The organism is Pedobacter superstes, from assembly GCF_037622515.1.
GTDB lineage: Bacteria > Bacteroidota > Bacteroidia > Sphingobacteriales > Sphingobacteriaceae > Paradesertivirga > Paradesertivirga superstes.
In genome coordinates this window covers 62,204-84,683 of sequence record NZ_JBBJCN010000011.1, presented here as the reverse complement: position 1 = coordinate 84,683, position 22,480 = coordinate 62,204, and the positions used below count along the sequence as shown (strand labels likewise).

Here is a 22,480-nt window from a genome sequence, read left to right as displayed (position 1 = left end):
TCAGCTATTTATTCACCTGAATTATCTGCTGTTTTAGAAAACGAACCGCTCTCTGCCAAAGGCTTCCTTTTCTTTTCTGAAGGAAGTTTTTGATGCTCAGATATGCATTTTTGTTCTCTTCTATGATAAACGGAAATTGCAGAACAGGCTCGGAATTTACCTTAACACTATAAATATCATTAACTCCTGAATGGATTCCAGAACCATCATGGCCAATATTATTTACCAGAGAAATGGCTGGGTTGAGGGAAAGCCCTCCTTTTAAAAATATAGAGGCATACCATCGAATTGCCCAGGAGTTATTTTTCCCCAGCTTAAATTCCTTCATTTGCTTCCAGAAATTCATTGTTCCTCCTATAGAAAACTCATGAATAGTCGCTTCATCAAAACCCTCGATTAATTTATCAATATCTGGTTCGAAATTATTCCAGGAATCCTTCCATGTAGCCCAACCCCAGCTGGTAGCTATACGTGAAAAAAAGCTTTGAGGTAAATTATTCGAATTTAAAGGATACATATACGCTCCGATATGCATTACTTTATCGACACCTTCATAGCGCTGAAGGCCTTCATTCAGATATTGCAGAGTATAGGGTGAGGTAATAAGATCATCTTCAAAAACAATTACTTTTCCATACTCATTCACCAGTTTTGTAACACCCTGTATAATTGAATTTGCTAAACCAAGATTTTCCTTCCGCTCTATAACCTCTACCGATTTGAATCCAGTTATACCACGGAGGAAGGCACGCACTTCTTCCACATCTTTTTCATCTTTAGAAGACTTCGCGCCATCAGAGAATATAAATAAACGCGATTCATCTGCCAACAGGTTCTGCTGCAAAAACTTTATCGTTCTCCTGGTATGTTCGGGTCTGTTATAGACAAACAATGCAATAGGGGCAAAATTCTGCATGAGATAATCAAGGTTTTTTCTTTAACACTTTATCAAGCAATTCGTTGATATCTTCTGAAATATTTAGCCCGTAAGCCAGCGCAACATATATAATAGTTACAATAGATGATCGCAGAATAACATCAAAATAGTAATTATCTAAATCAGGAATATTTAAACCGATCAGCAGGCAGACTCCCCCGATAAATAATGTAAATAAATGCTTTTTTCCAAAAGGCTGAATTTTAAACTTAAGTTTTATATAGAGCCAGTAAACAAAATTCAAGAAAAACATAGTGAGAACATAACTCCATGCCGCTCCGCTTATTCCCGTAGAGGATATTAAAAAATAGTTCAAAATGGCTGATAAAATAACTCCTAAAATTAGTGTCCGCACTACTATTTTATAATGTCTTGAGAAGCTTATAATAGCCTGATTTAATCCACCGGTTATATCTACCAAATACGCACAACCCAATAAAATAAACACATTAAAGAAGTCCGCATATTCAGGTTTATGAAGGAGGAAAACGATATTTCTTTGATTGATGATCAATCCAAGAAGCAAGAGTATTCCAATAAGCAGCTGGATAACGGAGGTTTTATAATAAATTTTTGAAATCCTGTCCAGGTCTTCATTTTTCCATGCATCCGCAATAATCTGATAGGACGTTGTATTTAAAGCCTTGGCAGGTAAGCTTATCACCATTGCAATACCTGTTAAAGTTCCATACACCCCTACCATAGCTTCTCCGCTGATCATTTTTAATAGTATTATCCCCAAGCCTGTAATGGCAGCAATTGCACTGCCGCTGATCATAGAGGAGAGACCATAACTCATCATGGGACCAGCCTTACTTTTTACCTCGGTACCAATAGAGGTAATTCTAAACAGTTTAATCCGGTGGTTGTACCAGCTAATTATCAGAACGATAATAATGTTGGCGAACAAATAAAAGTTTAAAAAACCCTTGAAGTCAATCCATTTAAAAACGATCATCAATACCCCTGCAGAAGTGAATAATTTTATCATCACCTCCCGCAAAAAAGTCGGGAATACGCTTTTGTATGCGGTAAGGGCCAGAGTCTGCTGTACAAGAAATACCAGTGTAAAAAAAGAAACCGGAATAATATAATAGTAATATTTGCTCATTAAAGACAAGGTCTCCCTATCAGCATAGAATGAAAATATTACTTCTTTAAAGAAGAAGAATCCAAGAGTAACACTTAAGAATCCAATGCCAATTACCAGAAACACAAAGGTCGGAAACCCGCCATGGACCTTGTCATTGGTTTTATAAAAAGGGAAATATCTGGTTATTACGCTGCTAAAGCCTAATGAAGATACCTGAGTATATATTAATGATATGTAAATAAGTAAAGTAAAATATCCGATTTCTTCAAGGCTAAGATAACGCTGAAAAAGTATAATTGAGTTGAAAAAGCCAAGAAATACACCAAGATATAAGGTAATACTATTAAAGAATCCTTGTTTCTGTAATAACTTCATTATTCAGGTCTCAACAAATGATACAGGCTTTCAGGTCTGTAATGATTGACAACATCGACAGCTTTTAACTTGATTGCTTCAAGAATATTTCTATCCTTTGATAATTTTTTCATCAAGTCTGCCAGATCATCATAATCTTTAAAAAACAGGCAAATATCCGTTAATTCTTCATCAACCGGATAAGCATAAGGCATAATTCCTGGTTTTCCTGATTTAATAATATTGAAGATCACTCCTGTTTCCTTGGTTTCTCCATACTTGCGAAATACATTCATTTGTACTTTCAGATTGCCCAGTATTATATCACAACGGCTTAACCGATCATCAAATCCGGCAGTATCTATAAATCCTTCGTTATATATTATTTCGAAGCCCTTAGAATTCAAGGATTGTATCTTCTCTAAAAGGAAGCGATTATCTTCAGGGATATAGCCCAGCAGATCGATGACAATGTCCTGCCTGATTTCGAAAAGCTGTTTATCCAGAATTTCAAATAAGCCGGTATAATTCCTTCTCTGATTGGATACCGAACCAGGAATACAAAACCGGAGTTTTTTATTACCGGCAGACTGATCTTTAAAATCGGTGTGTAAACAAAATGGAAAGACGAGTATTTTCCCGGATTCAACATATTTTTCCAGATGTCTTTTTTGCGATTGACTATAAACTATTATTTTATGGCTCCCTTTAGAAATTCTTTTAATAAACTGATCCCTGAAATATTGACGCCAGAAGTCCTTAATGAAAAGTATTAAGGGTAGTTTTAAATCCCTGGGCCCGGATCGGTAATCAGAAATAAGAGTTTTAGTTCTGTTAATAATCGAGTTATCATACCACAGATCTATATTATGAACCGTAAAATAAACTGAGTTTCCCCAGTTGATGTAAGCAAACTCTTTATAATATTTTGAAATGGTATTAATATGAATTCTATGGAGAGGGTATTGAGAAATCGCAGAAAGAAATTCAGCAACACTTTGCTCCTCCGGCTTGATAATCATTTTAACTCTGTCAGATAAATCCGCCAGCAGAGGTTTTATCTTCCCGGTAGTGAAGATTATTACTTCATTTAAAGGATCAACTAAATAGGTTTGTGCTAATGCCGAAACAGCCGTATAGTGATTAGGTTCACAAACTTCAATAATTCCAACCTTCATTAATATTTTTATGATTTTGCAAACAGTGATTCAGCATACAAAATACTGCCATCTTTTGGATTTAATGATTGAGACACATTTCCCTTGAATTCAAAACCCAAACCGGCCAATAGATTATAAATCCCATTGAATAAAAGTTGTCCCTGGTACAATTCCTGAAAAGAGGTTTCTATAAGAACCAGATCTGCTTTTTTTAACGTTTCCGTTCCACCTTTAATTACCCTGTCTTCAAAACCCTGTACATCAATTTTAACCAGATACCTGCCTAAAGAGCCTAGTTCGGCAGCAACATCGTCAAGCCTTTTCACAGTAATAGTCTCCTTTTGCGCGTAATCGGTCCCTGCGAAAACATCTTTATGTAAATCGGCCATCTCCAGCAAAGAAGAGCTTGGAGAATGTTTGCTTACATTTATTTCTACCTGCTCGCTGGTATCCCCAAGAGCGAAATTAAACGCTTTTACATTGATACCTGAAGTATTCTGAAGCAATTCTGAATAACAGCTTTTTATAGGTTCAAAGGAACAAATTTTAGCAGAAGGGAGAATTTCATGAATCCGTTGAGCAAACTGGCCGGTATTGGCACCAATATCAAGTACCGTTTCAATGTTTCTATTCTTTAGCCATGTGTTATTTTCGGGTCTGACAAGTTTTACAATTAAACCGAAAGAATATAAAACATCCTGTACTTTTTTTATTACACCCATTGAGAATTATTCAGATACAATTTTAATTAAAATCTTCAAAACTGCCGTATAAAATAAATGAGACTGAAATTACTTCCAGTCTCATCTAAATTTTAATTCAAAGAAGGTTTAAGCAAACTTCCTTGAATTGTTTTTTCTTTCGCTTTCGGTAAGATAGATCTTACGTAAACGCATGCTCTGAGGCGTAACCTCAATATATTCGTCGGCCTGGATATATTCCATCGATTCTTCTAAAGAGAATTTAATAGCCGGAGCGATACGGGTATTATCATCAGTTCCTGATGCACGCATATTAGTTAATGCCTTACCTTTTACAAGGTTTACCACTAAGTCGTTATCACGAATATGCTCTCCAACAATTTGTCCTTCATACACATCAACACCCGGATCAACGAAGAAGCGTCCTCTGTCTTGTAATTTATCAATAGAATAAGCTGTTGTAGAACCTTTTTCCATTGAAACCAATACACCACTTAAGCGACCAGGAATTGTTCCCTTCCAGGGCTCGTATGCTTTGAAACGGTGAGCCATGATAGCTTCACCTGCAGTAGCGGTTAAAACATTATTACGTAAGCCGATGATACCACGAGCAGGAATATCAAATTCCAGATGCTGAAGATCACCTTTTGGCTCCATGATTAAAAGCTCACCTTTACGCTGAGTCACTAATTCAATAACCTTTCCTGAAACCTCTCCCGGCACATCAACAATAAGAGTTTCTATCGGCTCGCATTTAACACCATCAATTTCTTTGATAATTACCTGCGGCTGACCTACCTGTAATTCATAACCTTCACGACGCATCGTTTCGATAAGAACAGATAAATGCAGAATACCTCTTCCGTAAACTAAATAAGAATCAGGAGAATCAGTTTCTATAACCTTCAAAGCAAGATTCTTCTCCATCTCCTTGTACAAACGTTCACGTAAACGCTGAGAGGTTACAAATTTTCCTTCTTTACCAAAGAACGGTGAGTTGTTAATAGTAAACAACATGTTCATGGTAGGCTCGTCAATATGAATAACCTCTAATTGTTCTGGTTTTTCAAAATCAGCGATGGTATCACCAATATCAAAACCTTCGATACCAACTACGGCGCAAATATCACCCGAACTAACTTCCTGTACACGTACTTTTCCTAAACCTTCGAAAGTGTAAAGCTCTTTAATACGTGACTTAACGATCTTTCCATCGCGTTTAACCAGAGATACCGGTTGGTTTTCTTTGATTGTACCGCGTGCTACTCTTCCAATTGCAATACGTCCTACAAAAGATGAATAATCTAATGAAGTGATTTGCATTTGTAAAGTTCCTTCAGAAATAGGAGCAGGTGGAATAGTTTCCAGGATAGCGTCCATTAAAGGAAAAATATTATCAATAGGATTTTTCCAGTCTGTATTCATCCAGCCTTGTTTGGAGGATCCGTAAATTACAGGGAAATCTAACTGATCTTCTGTTGCGTCAAGGTTAAAGAACAATTCAAATATTTGCTCATAAACCTCTTCGGGGCGACAGTTTTCTTTGTCTACCTTATTTACAACCACAATCGGCTTTAAGCCTAAAGCAAGAGCTTTTTGCGTAACGAAACGCGTTTGAGGCATAGCGCCTTCAAAAGCATCGCAAAGCAATAAAACGCCGTCGGCCATTTTTAATACCCGTTCAACCTCACCGCCAAAATCGGCGTGACCCGGAGTATCAATAATATTGATTTTTACATCTTTATATTGAACAGAAACGTTTTTAGAAACAATGGTAATACCACGCTCACGTTCCAGGTCATTATTATCAAGAATTAAGTCGCCTGTTTCCTGGTTATCACGAAATATGGCGCAACTGTGTAAAATTTTGTCAACCAATGTAGTTTTACCGTGGTCAACGTGTGCAATGATTGCAATGTTTCTAATTTTCTGCATGAAGAATGCCTCTCAAAATTTTTTGCAAAGGTAGGGTTTTAAATTGGAATTTACGCGCTTTTAAAAGCTTGAAATTTAATGACAATCAAGGGATAACATAAGATTAACTTTGCAAGATGGGGGTACAGGAAGTTCTGGTAATCTTATTATTTACGATAGCCTTAGTCTATGTCGGCCGGATTGTTTATAAAAATTTACAATCAAAAAACGGATGCAGCTCTGGCTGCGGTAAATGTGGTGTTGATTTTTCTGATGTAAGGATTAACGACAACACTACTACGAAAAGTCCCTGAGATTGATAACTTTTAAAAGTTGTCAAATCTTTATGGCTGCCTCGGCAGGATCTATGTTTCGACAAGCCCAACATGACGCTAGTCGACAGGCTCTATACTTCGACAGGCTTATACTTCGACAGGCTCAGCATGACGCCGTGTTAACTTGCAATACTTTTAGTAGTCCTTAGTACTGCCATCTTCTTAACCGCTTTAATAATAGCAGCCGCATCATAACCACATTCCGCCCAAAGCTCAGGCTGCTCGCCATGTTCAATTACTTCATCAGGTATTCCCAACCGAACGACAGTAGAATTATACTGATTGTCGGCCATAAACTCCAGAACAGCACTTCCTAAACCTCCCTGCAGGCAACCGTCTTCGATTGTAATAACTTTTTTAAAGTTTGTAAATACCTCGTGAAGGAGATCTTCATCAAGAGGCTTAATGAATCTCATGTCATAATGAGCCGGATTAAAGCCAAGCGAATTAAGCTCTGTACATGCTTTTACAGCTTCATTTCCGATATGTCCAATACTCAAAACGGCTACTTCCTCACCGTCGCAAATCTTTCTTCCTTTACCTACCGGGATCGCCTTAAAAGGCCTGCGCCAGTCGGGCATAACGCCTGTGCCGCGCGGATATCGAATAGAGAAAGGCCCCATGTTTTCCTGCTGAGCGGTGAACATCAGGTTCCGTAATTCTTCTTCGTTCATTGGGGCCGATACTACCATATTTGGAATACAGCGCATAAAAGCCAAATCATAAGCGCCGTGATGTGTCGGACCATCAGCTCCGGCTAAACCCGCGCGGTCTAAACAAAAAACAACATTCAGTTTTTGAATGGCAACATCGTGAATAACCTGATCGTATGCCCTTTGCATGAAGCTGGAATAGATATTACAAAAAGGCACCATTCCGCGCGTAGCGAGCCCTGCAGAAAAAGTAACCGCATGCTGTTCTGCTATCCCTACATCGAATGACCTGGCGGGCATTGCCTTCATCATAATATTCATTGAACTTCCGCTCGGCATAGCCGGGGTAATCCCCATTATCTTGGAGTTCTTTTCGGCCAGTTCTACCAAAGTATGTCCAAAAACATCCTGGTATTTCGGTGCCTGGGGTTTATCATTAACAACCTTTTTTATTTCACCGGTTATTTTATCAAAAAGGCCTGGCGCGTGCCATTTGGTCTGATCTTTCTCTGCTAAAGAAAAGCCCTTCCCCTTAACGGTTATACAGTGTAGTATTTTAGGTCCGGGTATATCACGTAAATCCTTGATTACTTTGGCAAGGTGCTTGACGTCATGGCCGTCAATGGGGCCAAAATATCTGAATTTTAAGGCTTCAAAAAAATTGCTTCGTTTCAGCAAAGTTCCCTTGATGCTCTTTTCAATCATCTTTACAATATGATGCGCATTGGGGCCCAGCTCGGAAAGCTTGCCTAATACATGCGATATATCGTCTCTGAATTTATTATACGACTTGGAAGTGGTTATATCTGTAAGGTATTCTTTTAATGCACCCACGTTGGGGTCAATAGACATGCAGTTATCATTTAAGATAACCAGCAAATTGGTGTTTTCGATGCCTGCATGATTCAGTGCTTCAAAAGACATTCCTGCTGTCATTGCTCCATCACCGATAACGGCAACATGCTGACGGTCATTCTCTCCTTTGTAATGAGAAGCAACAGCCATTCCCAGAGCAGCAGATATAGAAGTTGATGAGTGCCCTACACCAAAAGTATCATATTCACTTTCAGTCCGTTTCGGAAAGCCGCTGATTCCCTGGTAAACTCTGTTTGTATGAAAAAGCGGGCGCCGGCCGGTTAAAATTTTATGCCCGTATGCCTGATGCCCAACATCCCATACCAACTGATCGTAAGGAGTATTAAGTACGTAATGCAAGGCCACTGTTAATTCTACGACACCTAAGCTTGCACCAAAATGACCTCCGTTAACAGAAACCACATCAATAATATATTGTCGTAATTCCTGACAAATCCGTTCCAGATCGTTTTCTGAAAATTTCTTTAAATCAGATGGGTAGAGTATTTGTTCCAGTAGTTCTCCCGCCTTAACTTCCATACTAGTTGGGCATAAAAAATGAATCACAAAGTAACTCAATATTATTTAAAAAATAATACTGTCTTCTTTTTCTTTACTATTTCCATACCAAATTAAATCTTTATTTTTGAGGCGATTGTGATACAGCAAGATACTTTTGAAATAAGGCTGCCTCAATTTGCCGGCCCTTTTGATTTACTTTTGTTCTTTATTGAACGTGATGAGCTGGATATCCGCGATATTCAAATCGCTAAGATAACGGACGATTTCCTTGCGTATATACATGAAATGAACGCATTAAATATAGAGCTTGCCAGTGAATTTATTTTCATAGCTGCCACATTAATGCGAATAAAAGCCAAAATGCTTTTACCGATGCCTGATCTGGATGAAGACGGGAATGAGATAGATCTGAAAAAAGATCTGGTTCAAAAGCTCATTGAATATAAAAAATTTAAACTGCTGACCGAAAGTTTTAAAGTTTTGGAAAGCGAGAGGTTTATGCAGGAAAAAAGAGGCAATATTACTTTTGACCTTCAAAAGATCGCAGAAACTTCTGAACCCGGGGAGGAGCTTCCCTCTGTAGGGTTATACAGATTAATGGTGGTATACGAAAAAGCAATGTCCCGATACCACAATAAACAACAGGATGTTAAACACACCGTTATTCAGTATCCGTATACAATTGAACAACAGAAAAAAGTAATTGCAGAATTGATTCATCTTAATCAGAAAATTGATTTTTCCAGACTGATGAAAAATTCAGAAAATAAAGTTCACTTTGTTTATAATTTTCTCGCAATGCTTGAAATGCTGCAGCAGCAGCTTATTTCCATCCAGATAGGATTAGGTTTTAATAATTTTACTGTGCAGTAAGAGCTGCATCAACAACATAAACAACAAATAAATAAGAATGAAAAAAGATAAAATCATCTTTAAGCTCATCGAAGAAGAACAGGACCGTCAGGAAAACGGACTTGAACTGATTGCATCAGAAAACTTTGTTAGTAAACAAGTTATGGAAGCTGCTGGCTCTGTACTTACTAATAAATATGCTGAAGGCCTTCCGGGAAAACGTTATTACGGAGGTTGTGAGGTTGTTGATGAAATTGAAACTATAGCTATTGAAAGAGCTAAAGAATTATTTAATGCCGAATGGGTAAACGTTCAGCCACATTCAGGAGCCCAGGCAAATTCTGCAGTATTTCTGGGTATTCTAAAGCCGGGTGATAAAATTTTAGGGTTCGACCTTTCACATGGCGGTCACCTTACCCATGGATCACCCGTAAATTCGTCAGGTAAATTATACCAGCCGTCTTTTTACGGAGTAGAAAAAGAAACAGGACTTATTGATTACAAAAAGCTTGAAGAAACCGCTTTAGCGGAAAAGCCGAAATTGATTATTTGCGGTGCCTCTGCCTATTCGAGAGAATGGGATTATAAATTTATCCGCCAGGTTGCTGATCAGATCGGAGCTTTAGTACTGGCAGATATTTCTCACCCTGCTGGTTTAATTGCTAAAGGTTTATTGGATGATCCGCTTCCTCATTGCCATATAGTAACTACTACCACGCATAAAACACTTCGCGGACCACGTGGCGGGATGATTATGCTTGGAAAAGATTTTGAGAATCCTTTCGGATTAAAAACTCCAAAAGGAGAAACCAGAATGATGTCTTCTTTATTGGATATGGCTGTGTTCCCCGGAACTCAGGGCGGACCTTTAGAGCATATTATCGCAGCAAAGGCAATTGCTTTTGGTGAAGCTCTTAGCGACGATTACATGAAATATGTTCTGCAGGTTAAGAAGAATGCTTCCGCCATGGCAGATGCGTTTGTAGCCCGCAATTATAAAATCATTTCCGGCGGAACAGACAATCACTTAATGCTGATTGATTTGCGCAATAAGAACATCACCGGTAAGGTTGCAGAAGCTGCTTTAGGAAATGCTGATATTACAGTGAACAAAAACATGGTTCCTTTTGATGATAAATCTCCTTTTGTCACTTCAGGAATCAGAATCGGAACAGCGGCAATTTCATCACGTGGCTTGAAAGAGAAACATATGGAAAAAATAGTAGACTATATTGACACTGTTCTTTCTAACCCTGAAGATGAAGCGGTTGTGAAAAAGGTTCGTAAGAAAATTCACGAAATGATGGAAGAACATCCATTATACAAATAAAACAGAGCTTTTAGATCAAGAAAAAGCCGGTTGCCTTTCGGCTTCCGGCTCTTTCTATCTAAATTAACGCTCTCGGGTATTTATACAGTAAACCCGATTAAAAGGTTACCCTATTTTTAAAAAAAATTACAGCAATTCGTAAGCCCCTAATTCTGAGGGGAATAATCTCACTTTTTCGGCTAAATCTTTCTTTAACCAGGGATTAAAATAAGGATCAGTAATTAAATTTTCGCCTTTGTTAGCGGCCGGACTTCCGGAAGTCAGAACAAAATTATTCTGTCTGGCATTTTTAAATAACGGATCAGTATTCAGAATGTTTCCTGAGCTCTCTAAACTTAAATCACGTGATTTTATCAGGTTTTTAATAATAGACTGGCTAAAAGACATCGTCCCGATTTTCTCAACTATAAGTTCATCCGGTAAAGAACCCCATATAATATTATTAAGCAGGGTTAAATTAAATGCAGATGTAATTCCGGGACTTACCTGGTTAGTAAAAAATAAAGAAGGCGTTGTTCTGGGAAACTGAAAGCTTAAATTAGCCAGGGTATTTTGTTTAAAGTTATACCGGCCTCCGTTTACCCCATAAATAAGGTATTTGCCACAATTAGCGAACACATTATTAAAAGCTGCAACATCAGCATTGCGGCCGTACAAAGCAATAAGTTCCATATTGTAAATCATGGAATTTACCAATAACAGTTTAGGAGTACTGTTTTCAGACAAGGAATCCACTTGGATGCCGATTGTTCCGTTTTTAATCAACCCATAATTTATCAGATTATCTTTACTGCTTTTCAGAAAGTGCAAGCCTTTCCATTGTCCCGGCTCATCTTCATAAATCCTTTCAAGCCTGTCGCTTAAAAAGCTTACCGAGTCTTCAACTGCCCCTTCAACTTTTAAAGTTCCTGCTACAATGAGTTCTGCATCTTTATGAAAATAAAGCTTTGTTCCTCTTTGAATGGTAAGGGTCCTTCCGGGATTTACAGTTACTTTATTAAAAATAACATAAGGCAATTTACTATCCCAGACAGTGTTGGTATTAATAAGTGCGTCATTTAAAAAAACAGCGTTCTGCCCATATGCTGTAAGAACAACTTTCTGATAGTTACCATTGGTTAAAAAGCCAATCGAATCTTTCACTATAAAGGGAAGCTGATCTGAACTGGGATCTATCGTAACTTTAACAAATACATTTAATGAATCGTTGCCTCGAATTTCGATACCTTCTGCGTAATGGGAAGCAATTCCGTTGATATTAATTTGATAATTAGAGGATGATCCGCCGCCAAGCTTAATTTCCTGAATTTTAACGGCACGTTTTCCCCGGTTAAAAACTTTGATTCGCTGTGTTGTTGAGCCTGTAGAAGTAAATACAGTATCAAATAATATCGTGTCAGCCGAAAACTCAAGTTTTGCTGAGGGATCTGTTGTGATATTATCTTCTTTTCTGCATCCCCAGAAACATACAGAAATTAATATCAGAGGAATAAAGCAGGTAAATTTCATTACTTGGTAAATGCAATAGCGGCCACGCTAACTCTCAAACCTTTAATTTTCAGCAATTCAAACGCGCAAGCTTCTATAGTTGCACCGGTAGTTACAACATCATCAACAACCAGAACATGTTTGTTCTCCAGGTCTTGATTTCGGGAACCCACAAATACATCTTTCATATTTTCATACCGTACAAATCGTGATTTACGGGTTTGAGTTTCTGTAAAAACATTACGGCTAAGGATATATTTCACCGGAATGTTTAAGCTCTGTGCGAGACCCTGAGCCAAATATTCACTTTGATTATATCCACGTTTCTTTTGCCTTGCCGGATGCAAAGGTACAGGAATTATTACATCAGGATTTTGAAAATCTGCTGAACTTTTTAATTGCCTCCCATACATCTCGCCCAGCTTAAAAGCTACTTCCGGTTTGTTATTATATTTAAGCTCATGCATTAGATTCTGAACCCTGGAACCCTTTTGAAAGTGAAGATATGCTCCTGCGAAGTTAAACGGAATTCGTCCCCATAGTTGCCTTGCAACAGGATTATCATTATCGAGATGGAAGTTTGTATAAGGCAGGTGATATACGCAATTTATGCATATGACCGATTCATTTTTAAAAAGGCTTTTTCCGCAACCGGAGCATAACTGAGGGAAAAACAATGAAAGAAAATCTCCGGCATACTTTAAGATCACGTTCATTTCATTTATAATAAAACCTTCTATGCATAAATTGAATATATGAAAAACATATATACACGTCAAATAAATCCGATTTCAGTATATTTAAATCAGAAAAATAATAAGCCATGAACGTTGGGATCACGCCTGTAACTCTGGTAGTATATGACTTTACCCAAAAAATTTCCTGAATTCTATAAAGAAGGTCACCGGGGAGCGCGGGGACTGATGCCGGAAAATACGATTATCTCAATGACAAAGGCGATTGAAGAAGGAGCAAATGTAATAGAGCTGGATGTGTATACCAGCAAAGATGGAAAAGTTATTGTAACCCATGACCCCAGTGTAAATAGTGCTCATTCTCTTAATCCGGATGGAAAAGAGTTAGATAAAGAAGAAGCCAAAAAGTTTGTATTTCACCAAATGGAATATGAAGATATCAGGAAGTTTGATGTCGGATCAAAAATATACAAGGCCTTTCCGAAACAGAAAAAAGTCGCAGCTTATATTCCTTTATTAGGTGACCTGATAGATTCAGTAGAACATTTTACCCAAACCAAAAAGCTTCCGGGAACAATCTATAATATAGAACTTAAAACCTCTAAATCTTTCGATTCAAAATATAATTCGAAACCAGAAGATCTGGTTGATGAAGTAATGAAAGTTATTAAGTCTAAAAATATCAGTAACAGATTCTACATTCAGTCATTTGATGTCAGACCTTTAAAATACATCCGGACAAAATATCCAAAAGTTACCATCGCACTATTAACTTCGAGCAAAAAACCCTTTGAAGAAATCATTAAACAACTGGGTTTTGTTCCTCCTATATACAGTCCCGATCATTTACTGGTAACGGCCGGGCTGGTTGCAAAATGTCATTCAGCAAAAGCCAAAATTATCCCCTGGACAATTAATTCTAAGGCTAAGATGCAGAAGCTTATTTATTTAGGGGTTGATGGAATAATCACCGATTATCCAAATTACTTTTCGGAGCTAAATAAAGCATCTATTCTTAAAAGAAAATTCCTATTAGACCATTAATCCAGATAGAAAGCCCCAATTATAATTGAAGATGCAACACTATTTTGTTTTTACAGCAAGCTGGCCGCAGGCTGCATCTATATCCTTTCCGCGGCTCCGGCGGATATTAGTGATGATACCTTGTTTTTTCAGGAAGTTTGCAAAAGCTTCAGTTTTATCTTCTTCAGCATTAAGATAGGATGCAAATGAAATTGGATTGTATTCTATAATATTTACTTTGCAGGGTAAGTGTTTGCAAAATTTTGCAAGCTCTGCAGCATCTTCCAGTTCATCGTTGAAATCGTTGAATATAATATATTCATAGGTTACCGGATTTTTAGTTTTAAGATAGTAATACTTTAAAGCCTCCGCCAGTGCTTTTAATGAATTTTGCTCGTTGATTGGCATAATTTCATTCCGTTTCGTATCGTTAGCCGCATGCAATGATAGAGCAAGGTTAAATTTCACATCATCATCGCCCAGCTTTTTTATCATCTTGGCAATCCCTGCGGTAGAAACTGTTATCCGCTTTGCAGCCATATTCAGGCCATCTTCGGAAGTCAAATATTCTATTGATTTTAAAACATTCGCATAATTTAACAGAGGTTCTCCCATACCCATGTAAACAATATTACTCAGCGGGATTCCATAATTTTCTTTAGCCTGTTTGTCAATAAGTACCACCTGGTCATAAATTTCACCAGCATCCAGATTTCGTTTACGCTCCATATATCCGGTAGCACAAAACTTACAGGTTAAGCTGCATCCCACCTGCGAGCTTACGCAGGCAGTTATACGTTCGGTTGTAGGGATTAAAACGCCTTCAATAATATTTCCGTCGTAAAGTTTAAAAGTATTCTTGATGGTTTTATCCGAACTATATTGAGTTTGATCAATAGTTATCGCATTTAAGCTAAAATTTGCATGTAGTTTCTCTCTTAAAACCTTAGAAAGATTACTCATCTGATCAAAACTATTGGCAGATTTTGCCCATAGCCATTCGGAGATTTGTTTGGCCCTGAACGCTGGTTCAGCGTTCTCAAGCAAAAAATTCTTTATTTCTACAGGGGACAGATTCCTGATATCTCGTTTTACAACAACCTCATTCACAAGGGCAAATTTAATCGTAATTGCCAAATAAAATGTTTTTAAAATGTTAAAAACAAAAAAAATCCTACTTTTGTTGTTGTAACAGCAATTACCTTGCTGATTTTTTTATTTTAAGGGGCTACAGGGGCAAATCCCTATATATGACTAAGTATTATAGTGCTGATTTTATTCTACCCGCTACATCTGAGCCATTAAAGAACGGCATTGTTGCTGTTGATGCCGAGGGTATTATACTTGGGGTGTATCCTGAGGATGGTGTTGAACCTCCCGATCATCTTGAGCGCTTTAATGGAATAATTGTTCCGGGATTCATAAATTCCCACTGTCATCTTGAGCTATCCTATCTCCACCAGCAAATTCCCGAACATGAAGGATTAATCCCATTTGTTAAAAAGGTTATTAGCCTTAAGAAGCCTTACTCAGTGGAATCAAAAAAAGCCATGGAAAAGGCAGATCAGCAGATGCGTGACAACGGTATTGTGGCAGTTGCCGATGTTTCTAATACCATTCATTCAAAAGAGGTAAAGGAAAATAGTGATCTTTTTTATTACACATTTGTAGAATTATTGTCTTTTGAGCCCGACTCTGCAAAAGAAACCTTCAGAAAAGGATTAGAGTTATTAGAACAGTTAGCTCCTTTACCATCTTCGATTGTACCGCACGCTCCGTATTCAACCAGCAAAGAACTTTTTAGATTTATCGGAAAGTTTTGCGGAGAATCTGGCAGTCCTTTGACGATACACAATCAGGAGAGCGAGGATGAGAATAAATTATACCGTTATAAAACCGGTGAATTTCTCGATTTCTATAAAGACCTTGGCATTAATATAGATTTTTTTAAACCACAGGCCCGAAATTCCATACAGAGTATAATCCCTCTTATTCCTGTAGAGCAAAAAACAATGCTGGTTCATAATACCTACACCAGTTTAAAAGACATCTACTTTATATTACGGTCTGGTCGTGCAGTTACCTGGTGTTTTTGCCCTAATGCTAATTTATATATTGAGAATCGTTTGCCTAAAATTGAAATGTTCCTGTATCATGATTTTAATATTACTCTTGGGACTGACAGCTTAGCTTCAAATAAGGAATTATGCATTTTATCCGAACTCAAAACCCTGCACTCACATTTTCCCTCTCTTTCTTTAGCCGAAACGATTACCTGGGCAACCATTAACGGGGCAAAGTTTTTAGGCATTGAAGATAAATTCGGAAGTATAGAAAAAGGGAAAAAACCAGGGTTAAACCTGATATCCAAGGTTAATGGATTAAAAATCACACCAGAATCGGCCGTTCAGAAATTAATATAGTTCCCTGTAGATAATAATTATAATGAACTAAGATCGTCGCATTATACTCAGCCTGTCGAAGTAAAGCGTTATTTTCCACACGCCAATGCATTGATAATTAAATATGAAACATTTAGATATTACCGTAAACGGAAAAGTTCAGGGCGTTTCCTTCAGAATGGCTACAAAAGCTGTTGCTGACCAGTTACAGGTTAAAGGACTTGTTAAAAACATGCCCGACGGATCTGTGTATATAGAAGCAGAAGGAGACAATTTTTCCTTAGAAAACTTCCTTGAATGGTGCAATGAAGGGCCTTTGCAAGCCACCGTTCAAAAAGTGGAAGTTGTTGAAGGCGAAGTAAAAAACTATCGTAATTTTGAGATATTAAAAAAATAGTTTATTAGCCCCTGATTTGTCGACTCTAAAAAAATTCGCAGGCCAAACTGCAATCTATGGTGTAAGTACGGTATTTTCAAGAATCCTCGGGTTCCTTCTAACTCCGATTTATGTATCTGCTTATCCGGCTAAAATTTATGGTGTATTTACCGTCATGTTTACCTGGGCCTCTCTGTTCAATGCGGTTTTGGCGCTGGGTATGGAAACCACATTCTTCAGGTACTTAAATAAAAATGAGAATGACAAGCAAAAAGTTTATAATAATGCCTTTATTGTAATAGCCTCGGTTTCTATTGTTTTTTTATCTGTAGCACTTTTATTTGCTCACTCTATCGCCGAATGGATGCAAGATGATGCTACTACAAAGGTTGAGGACTACGCATCATATATCCGGTATTTTATTTTCATTCTTGTAGTTGACGGCTTATCTGTTATTCCATTTGCACGTGTAAGGGCTGATGGAAAACCACTTCGGTATGGAATTATCAAATTAACCAATATTCTAATTTTTGTAAGTTTTAATTTACTTTTTATACTGGTAATCCCTAAATTAATTGAAAGCGGATCTGCTATGGCAACTTACTTTTCCTGGTATAGAGAAGGTTGGATTGGATATGTTTTTATATCAAATTTAATTGCGAGCGTAGTTACATTAATTCTGCTGCTTCCGGAGTTTTTAAAATTACAATTAAAGGCCGATTGGAGTTTTATCCGCGAAATGCTTGTTTATAGTATTCCGGTTTTTATAGCTAACATGTCGTTCCTCATTAATGAAAACCTGGATAAGATATTTTTGGAAAAACTTTTACCTCCCGGAGTTGGAGATGAACAGGTTGGTATTTATGGAGCCTGTTGTAAATTAGCACTCTTCCTAAGTATTTTTATAAATGCATTCCGTTTGGGTGCGGAGCCGTTCTTTTTCAGCCATCAAAAAAATAAGAACTCTGCTCAAACCTACGCATCAATTATGAACTACTTTGTAATTGCGGTTTCGCTAATTTTTGTTGCAGTAGTGGCTAATATCGAGATCTTGAAATACTTTATTGGATCAGACGATCCGGAGCAAAAAGAGCTTTACTGGTCAGGTTTAAAAGTAGTGCCCATTTTACTTTTCGGATATGTAAGTTTAGGCATTTACATGAACCTTTCCATCTGGTACAAATTATCAGATCAAACCAGATATGGCCTATATATCTCCGGGGTTGGAGCAATTGTAACTATTGTGATGAATATTCTGTTTATACCGCAATACGGCTATATTGCTTCAGCGTGGATTTCACTTAGCGCCTATACAAGCATGATGGTTTTGTCGTACATTTTAGGTCAAAAAAATTATCCGATCCCCTATAATTTAAAAAAGAATTTGGGCTATCTTTCAATATCTGTTATCCTTGTAATCCTCTCCTTTCATGTGTTTGATAGAAATTTAATAATCGGGAACGGCTTATTGTTTATTTTTATTATCGGGGCGTATTTAATTGAAAGAAAAGAGTTAACAGCTATATTTAATGAGAATTCGAGTAATAAATAAATCATCAAACCAATTGCCTGCTTACGAAACAGAGTTATCGGCAGGTATGGATCTTCGCGCTTTTATTTCTGAAGAAGTAAAAATTAAACCTTTACAAAGAATCGTCATTCCTACTGGTCTGTATATTGAACTTGAAAAAGGATATGAAGCACAGATACGACCAAGGAGTGGTTTAGCGTTAAAGCATGGTATTACTGTTTTAAATTCACCGGGTACTATTGATGCAGATTATCGCGGTGAAATAAAAATATTACTAATCAATCTTTCAGATACAGAGTTTGTAATAAAAGACGGTGACCGCATTGCCCAGATGATCATTTCTAAACATGAACAAATTGCATGGGAAGATGCCGACACTTTAAATGAAACTATCAGAGGATCCGGAGGATACGGGCATACAGGTGTATAAATTATGCAAAGAGGACTGTTTTTTCTTTTCGTTTTAATAAGCGGCGTTTGTTTCGCCCAAAAGAAGAATGCTCCTGTATTTGTAGTAGGACGTGTAATAAGCTCCGCCGACAGCCTTAAAATAAAAGATTTATTTTACGATGGATTACGCGAAAAAACCAAACAGAACTCTGCCGAATCCGGAAAATACTTCAGAGAAATAATTGAGATTGATCCTTCCAATGAGGCAGCGTTATATGAACTGGCGACCTTTTATCACTTGCAAAACCAGGAAAAAGAAGCTGAAAAGTATGCCAGAAATGCCGTAACAGTTAATTCTGATAATAAATGGTCATGGATGCTATTGGCTGATATTTACAAAAAAGGAAGAAATCTTGATCAGCTAATCCCCGTTTTTACCGAATTAATAAGGATCGATCCATCCGAGGAGGATTTCTACTATGATAAAGCAAATGCCTTGTTTATTACAAATAAAAATGACGAAGCTGAAAAGATTTATACTGAAATAGAATCCCGTTTTGGACTATCAGATAACTTAGTTAATGCCCGCCAGAGAGTTTATCAGAAACAGGGAAATTCTGGCAAGGCAGCTACAGAACTTGAAAGCCTGATCGCAAAAAACCCGTCCGACATTCACAACTACCTGAATCTTAGTGAAGTTTATCTGAAATCTGGAGATATTCAGAAGACTATTCAAACGTTAATTAAGGCAAAAAACATTAATTCGGGCGATCCGTATATTAGTCTTGCACTTGCAGATGCGTACAAATCCCAGGGTAAAAACAGCGAAGCTTTTGCGGAGCTTAAAAAAGCTTTTGCCGACCCGACTTTAAATATCGATGCAAAGGTGCAGATCATTGTTTCTTTCTTCCCTGAGTTTAAGGACGAGAAAGTAAGGTCGGAAGTTGCTGAACTTGGATCTATTACTACCCAGGCGCATCCTTCAGACCCAAAATCATTCTCTGTTTATGGCGACGTACTTTTTCAGGATAAACAACTTGACAAAGCAAAGATTGCCTATAAAAAAGCTTTAGAGTTGAACAATCAGGTTTACCTGATCTGGGAACAGCTCTTAAACATTCAAACCAATCAGCGGGATTATGCTGGAGTGATCACAGATGGCGAAGAAGCTTTAACTTTCTTCCCTAACCAGGCGCCTTTATATTTTTTTACTGCTATAGCATATGCACAAAGCAATAAACATGAGAAAGCGGTAAGTTACCTTAAAAATGCAGCCAGTCTGGAAACCGACAATAAAACCTTTTTGTCACAAATTTTCTCGGGACTCGGAGATTCTTACTACAAATTAAAAAAGTTTAAGGAATCAGATCAGTCTTATGAAAAGGCTCTGGAACTGAATCCGGCGAATGCTTATGTGCTGAATAATTACGCTTATTATTTGTCTCTCAGATCTGAGAACCTCGACAAAGCGGCCTCCATGTCAAAACGCTCAACGGAGCTGGAAACAGGAAATGCTTCATTTGAAGATACTTATGCATGGGTTTTATTCAAGCAGAAAAAGTACACGGAGGCCCGGATCTGGATTGAAAAAGCGCTTAAAAACAGTAAAGATAATCCCACACAATTAGAACATTACGGCGATATATTATTTCATCTCGGGGAGAAAGAACTTGCTCTTGAGCAATGGAAATCCGCTAAAGCAAAAGGCGACAAATCCGAGATACTTGAAAAAAAGATTTATGAAAAAAAATATTCTGAATAAAGGAATTTTAATCCTGGTAATTTTTTTGGCCTTTGGATGCAAAACAAGGAAACAGGCTGTACCGGTAACAAAAGGTCCACAAACAACGGAAACCAATGCCACTTTTTCTAAATCTGAGGTACTAAAGAAAATATCTGATAAGCAAATCGACTTCACTACCTTACTTATTAAAGCCAAAGCAGATCTTACTATAAATAAAAACAGTAATGATGTTAGCATGAATATCAGAATGCAAAAAGATAAAGCTATCTGGGTTTCTGTGACAGCTATTGCCGGAATAGAAGTGGCCCGTGCCTTAATAACCCCTGACAGCATAAAAATTATAAACAGAATTGAGAGCACCTATATCAGAAAACCTTTTAGTTACGTTTATCAGTTCGCTAGTAAGCAGGTGGATTTCAAAACCTTACAGGATTTGTTTATTGGAAATGCGATGGAAGGTTCTTTAACCTCATCTTCCACCCTAAATATAAACGGAGGACAGACTCACCTTAAAGGAGATTTATCGGGCCTGGCATATCTGCTCATTTTCAGCGACAACTATGCCCTTCTCCAAAGTAATTTAAACGATAAAGTTGCCTCGCAAACTCTGGCAGTGAATTATAGCGAACCGCGTACTGTAAGCGGTCAGGAGTTTCCTCATGCAATATCTATAAAATCTAACGCTTCAAACAAAAGCATCAGTATTGATCTGCATTACAATCATGTGGGATTAAACGAACCGGTCGAATTTCCATTTAGTGTGCCGAAAAGATTTACTGTAAAAGATTAATTAGATAGATTTGCACCATGAGTTTAAAAAAACTTTTAATTTTTCTGATATTTTTTTGTGTTGCAGGTGCTTCTTTTGGGCAGAGCAGCGCGGAATTAAAACGTAGAAAAGATGCTCTGACGCGCGAGATAGAAGCATTAAAAAGATCACAATCGAAAATCACCAGCAATAAAAGACTCTCGTTAAAACAAATCAATGTGTTAAACACACAGATTCGGCTGAGAGAAGAAAAGATAAATACCATTAATTCGGAAGTAAAACTCCTGAACAATCAGATATCAGAAAGCTCAAATACTGTCCGTTCCCTTCAGGCCCAGCTCGATAAGCTCAAGAAAGAGTATGCGGGTATGATTCTTTTTGCCTTTAGAAATCAAAGCGCGTACGGAAAACTGATGTTTATTTTCGCTTCGGATAACTTTAATCAGGCATATAAACGATTAAAATACCTGCAGCAGTTTGGCGATTACAGAAAAAAACAGGCGAAGTACATTCAGGAAACCCAGAAAGAACTTGGGATGAAAATTGTTGAACTGGATCAGAATAAGCGGCAGAAAAACAACTTACTTCATAATCAACAAAGTGAAAAGGTTACCCTCGGTAAAGAAAAGAACAACCAGGCTACCCAGCTAAGCAAGCTAACCAAACAGGAGAAACAATTAAAACAGGAAGTTTCCAAAAAGCAGAAAGAAGTAGCACAGTTAAACCGATCTATTAACGCAGCTATTAACAGGGAAATTGCTGAAGCCAAGAGGAGGGCTGAAGCGGCAGCAAGAGCTGAGGCGGCAAAATCAGGAACTGCCGCAAAACCCGTTGCATCCGGTTCCAGTGTTTTGGCATCAACCCCCGAAGCGGCTAAATTATCTTCTGACTTTTTAAGTAATCGGGGCAGACTTCCATGGCCTGTTGCAACTGGCCAAATTGTTTCAAGATATGGTGTTCAAAAATACGGAAATGTAACAGTGGACAATAATGGAGTAGATATTAAAACCGCAGTAGGAGCTTCAGTAAGAACTATTTTTTCTGGAGAAGTTACTCGGGTCTTTTCGACTGGGAGCGGTTATGCTGTTTTAATAAGACATGGAGAATACTTTACAGTTTATTCCAATTTAAAAAACACCAGTGTATCTCAGGGCGAGAAAGTTTCAGTTAAACAAAATATAGGATCCGTTATAACAGATCCTGTTGACGAAACGACACAGCTCCATCTGGAAATTTGGAAAGGAACAAATCCTACGAACCCTGAAACCTGGCTTGCAAACTAAAATACAAATTACAACGTATATTATAATTATATTTGTAACCTTAATTGATTGATAATGTTGAGCTCGATTATTT

General features: G+C 37.6%; 20 protein-coding genes. 11 read left to right on the top strand and 9 right to left on the bottom strand.

All coding sequences use genetic code 11. From position 1 onward, the window contains the following. Positions 1-4: 4 nt before the first annotated feature. The 5 genes from WG906_RS18870 to typA form a co-directional block, all read right to left on the bottom strand. Positions 5-916, bottom strand: a complete 912-nt coding sequence (locus tag WG906_RS18870) for a glycosyltransferase (RefSeq protein ID WP_339994449.1) — start codon at positions 914-916, stop codon at positions 5-7. A gap of 7 nt (positions 917-923) precedes the next feature. Beyond that, entirely contained in the window at positions 924-2,405 is a 1,482-nt protein-coding gene (locus WG906_RS18865; RefSeq protein ID WP_339994448.1) for a lipopolysaccharide biosynthesis protein, read from the bottom strand. After that, positions 2,405-3,562 carry a hypothetical protein gene (locus WG906_RS18860; protein ID WP_339994447.1) on the bottom strand — a complete coding sequence of 386 codons (1,158 nt, stop codon included), beginning with the start codon at positions 3,560-3,562 and terminating at the stop codon, positions 2,405-2,407. Before WG906_RS18860 ends, WG906_RS18865 begins: the two co-directional genes overlap by 1 nt. Before the next feature lie 8 nt (positions 3,563-3,570). Then, positions 3,571-4,266 carry an FkbM family methyltransferase gene (locus tag WG906_RS18855; protein ID WP_339994446.1) on the bottom strand — a complete coding sequence of 232 codons (696 nt, stop codon included), beginning with the start codon at positions 4,264-4,266 and terminating at the stop codon, positions 3,571-3,573. 108 nt (positions 4,267-4,374) lie between these two features. Next, a complete protein-coding gene (gene typA, locus WG906_RS18850) occupies positions 4,375-6,180 on the bottom strand; it encodes a translational GTPase TypA (RefSeq protein WP_339994445.1) in 1,806 nt (601 codons plus the stop codon). A gap of 116 nt (positions 6,181-6,296) precedes the next feature. Here typA and WG906_RS18845 point away from each other — a divergent pair, with 116 nt between their 5' ends. After that, positions 6,297-6,473 (top strand): FeoB-associated Cys-rich membrane protein, encoded by a 177-nt coding sequence (locus WG906_RS18845; protein WP_339994444.1) that lies wholly within the window; start codon positions 6,297-6,299, stop codon positions 6,471-6,473. 140 nt (positions 6,474-6,613) lie between these two features. Here WG906_RS18845 and dxs read toward each other — a convergent pair whose 3' ends face one another. Further along, positions 6,614-8,542 carry a 1-deoxy-D-xylulose-5-phosphate synthase gene (dxs, locus tag WG906_RS18840; protein ID WP_339994442.1) on the bottom strand — a complete coding sequence of 643 codons (1,929 nt, stop codon included), beginning with the start codon at positions 8,540-8,542 and terminating at the stop codon, positions 6,614-6,616. Between the two features lie 117 nt (positions 8,543-8,659). Between dxs and WG906_RS18835 the strand changes: the two genes are divergently transcribed. Both WG906_RS18835 and glyA read left to right on the top strand, forming a co-directional pair. Next, entirely contained in the window at positions 8,660-9,397 is a 738-nt protein-coding gene (locus tag WG906_RS18835; RefSeq protein ID WP_339994441.1) for a segregation and condensation protein A, read from the top strand. A 37-nt stretch (positions 9,398-9,434) separates the two neighbouring features. Then, a complete protein-coding gene (glyA, locus tag WG906_RS18830) occupies positions 9,435-10,706 on the top strand; it encodes a serine hydroxymethyltransferase (RefSeq protein ID WP_339994440.1) in 1,272 nt (423 codons plus the stop codon). A gap of 126 nt (positions 10,707-10,832) precedes the next feature. Here the strand turns inward: glyA and WG906_RS18825 are convergent, their stop codons facing one another. Next, a complete protein-coding gene (locus WG906_RS18825) occupies positions 10,833-12,215 on the bottom strand; it encodes a hypothetical protein (RefSeq protein WP_339994439.1) in 1,383 nt (460 codons plus the stop codon). Then, positions 12,215-12,910: a ComF family protein gene (locus tag WG906_RS18820; RefSeq protein ID WP_339994438.1), complete on the bottom strand. Its 696-nt coding sequence runs from the start codon at positions 12,908-12,910 to the stop codon at positions 12,215-12,217. The genes WG906_RS18825 and WG906_RS18820 overlap by 1 nt, the downstream gene beginning before the upstream one ends. Before the next feature lie 144 nt (positions 12,911-13,054). On the opposite strand from WG906_RS18820, the gene WG906_RS18815 reads away from it, so the two are divergent. After that, a complete protein-coding gene (locus WG906_RS18815; RefSeq protein WP_339994437.1) occupies positions 13,055-13,933 on the top strand; it encodes a glycerophosphodiester phosphodiesterase family protein in 879 nt (292 codons plus the stop codon). Between the two features lie 39 nt (positions 13,934-13,972). On the opposite strand, the gene rlmN is transcribed toward WG906_RS18815, so the two are convergent. Beyond that, positions 13,973-15,049, bottom strand: a complete 1,077-nt coding sequence (gene rlmN, locus WG906_RS18810; RefSeq protein ID WP_339994436.1) for a dual-specificity RNA methyltransferase RlmN — start codon at positions 15,047-15,049, stop codon at positions 13,973-13,975. Positions 15,050-15,162: 113 nt separating this feature from the next. On the opposite strand from rlmN, the gene WG906_RS18805 reads away from it, so the two are divergent. From WG906_RS18805 to WG906_RS18775, 7 genes are all read left to right on the top strand, one after another. Next, on the top strand, positions 15,163-16,335 hold the full coding sequence (locus WG906_RS18805; protein WP_339994435.1) for an amidohydrolase family protein: 1,173 nt from the start codon (positions 15,163-15,165) through the stop codon (positions 16,333-16,335). A gap of 103 nt (positions 16,336-16,438) precedes the next feature. Further along, positions 16,439-16,711 (top strand): acylphosphatase, encoded by a 273-nt coding sequence (locus WG906_RS18800; RefSeq protein WP_339994434.1) that lies wholly within the window; start codon positions 16,439-16,441, stop codon positions 16,709-16,711. Between the two features lie 16 nt (positions 16,712-16,727). Beyond that, positions 16,728-18,242 carry a lipopolysaccharide biosynthesis protein gene (locus tag WG906_RS18795; protein ID WP_339994433.1) on the top strand — a complete coding sequence of 505 codons (1,515 nt, stop codon included), beginning with the start codon at positions 16,728-16,730 and terminating at the stop codon, positions 18,240-18,242. Beyond that, positions 18,220-18,651, top strand: a complete 432-nt coding sequence (gene dut / locus WG906_RS18790; RefSeq protein WP_339994432.1) for a dUTP diphosphatase — start codon at positions 18,220-18,222, stop codon at positions 18,649-18,651. Before WG906_RS18795 ends, dut begins: the two co-directional genes overlap by 23 nt. Before the next feature lie 3 nt (positions 18,652-18,654). After that, on the top strand, positions 18,655-20,373 hold the full coding sequence (locus WG906_RS18785; protein WP_339994431.1) for a tetratricopeptide repeat protein: 1,719 nt from the start codon (positions 18,655-18,657) through the stop codon (positions 20,371-20,373). Then, complete coding sequence (lolB1, locus tag WG906_RS18780) at positions 20,351-21,145, top strand: lipoprotein insertase outer membrane protein LolB1 (RefSeq protein ID WP_339994430.1); 795 nt, start codon at positions 20,351-20,353, stop codon at positions 21,143-21,145. Before WG906_RS18785 ends, lolB1 begins: the two co-directional genes overlap by 23 nt. Positions 21,146-21,162: 17 nt before the next feature. Next, positions 21,163-22,407, top strand: a complete 1,245-nt coding sequence (locus tag WG906_RS18775; RefSeq protein ID WP_339994429.1) for a murein hydrolase activator EnvC family protein — start codon at positions 21,163-21,165, stop codon at positions 22,405-22,407. Positions 22,408-22,480 lie beyond the last annotated feature (73 nt).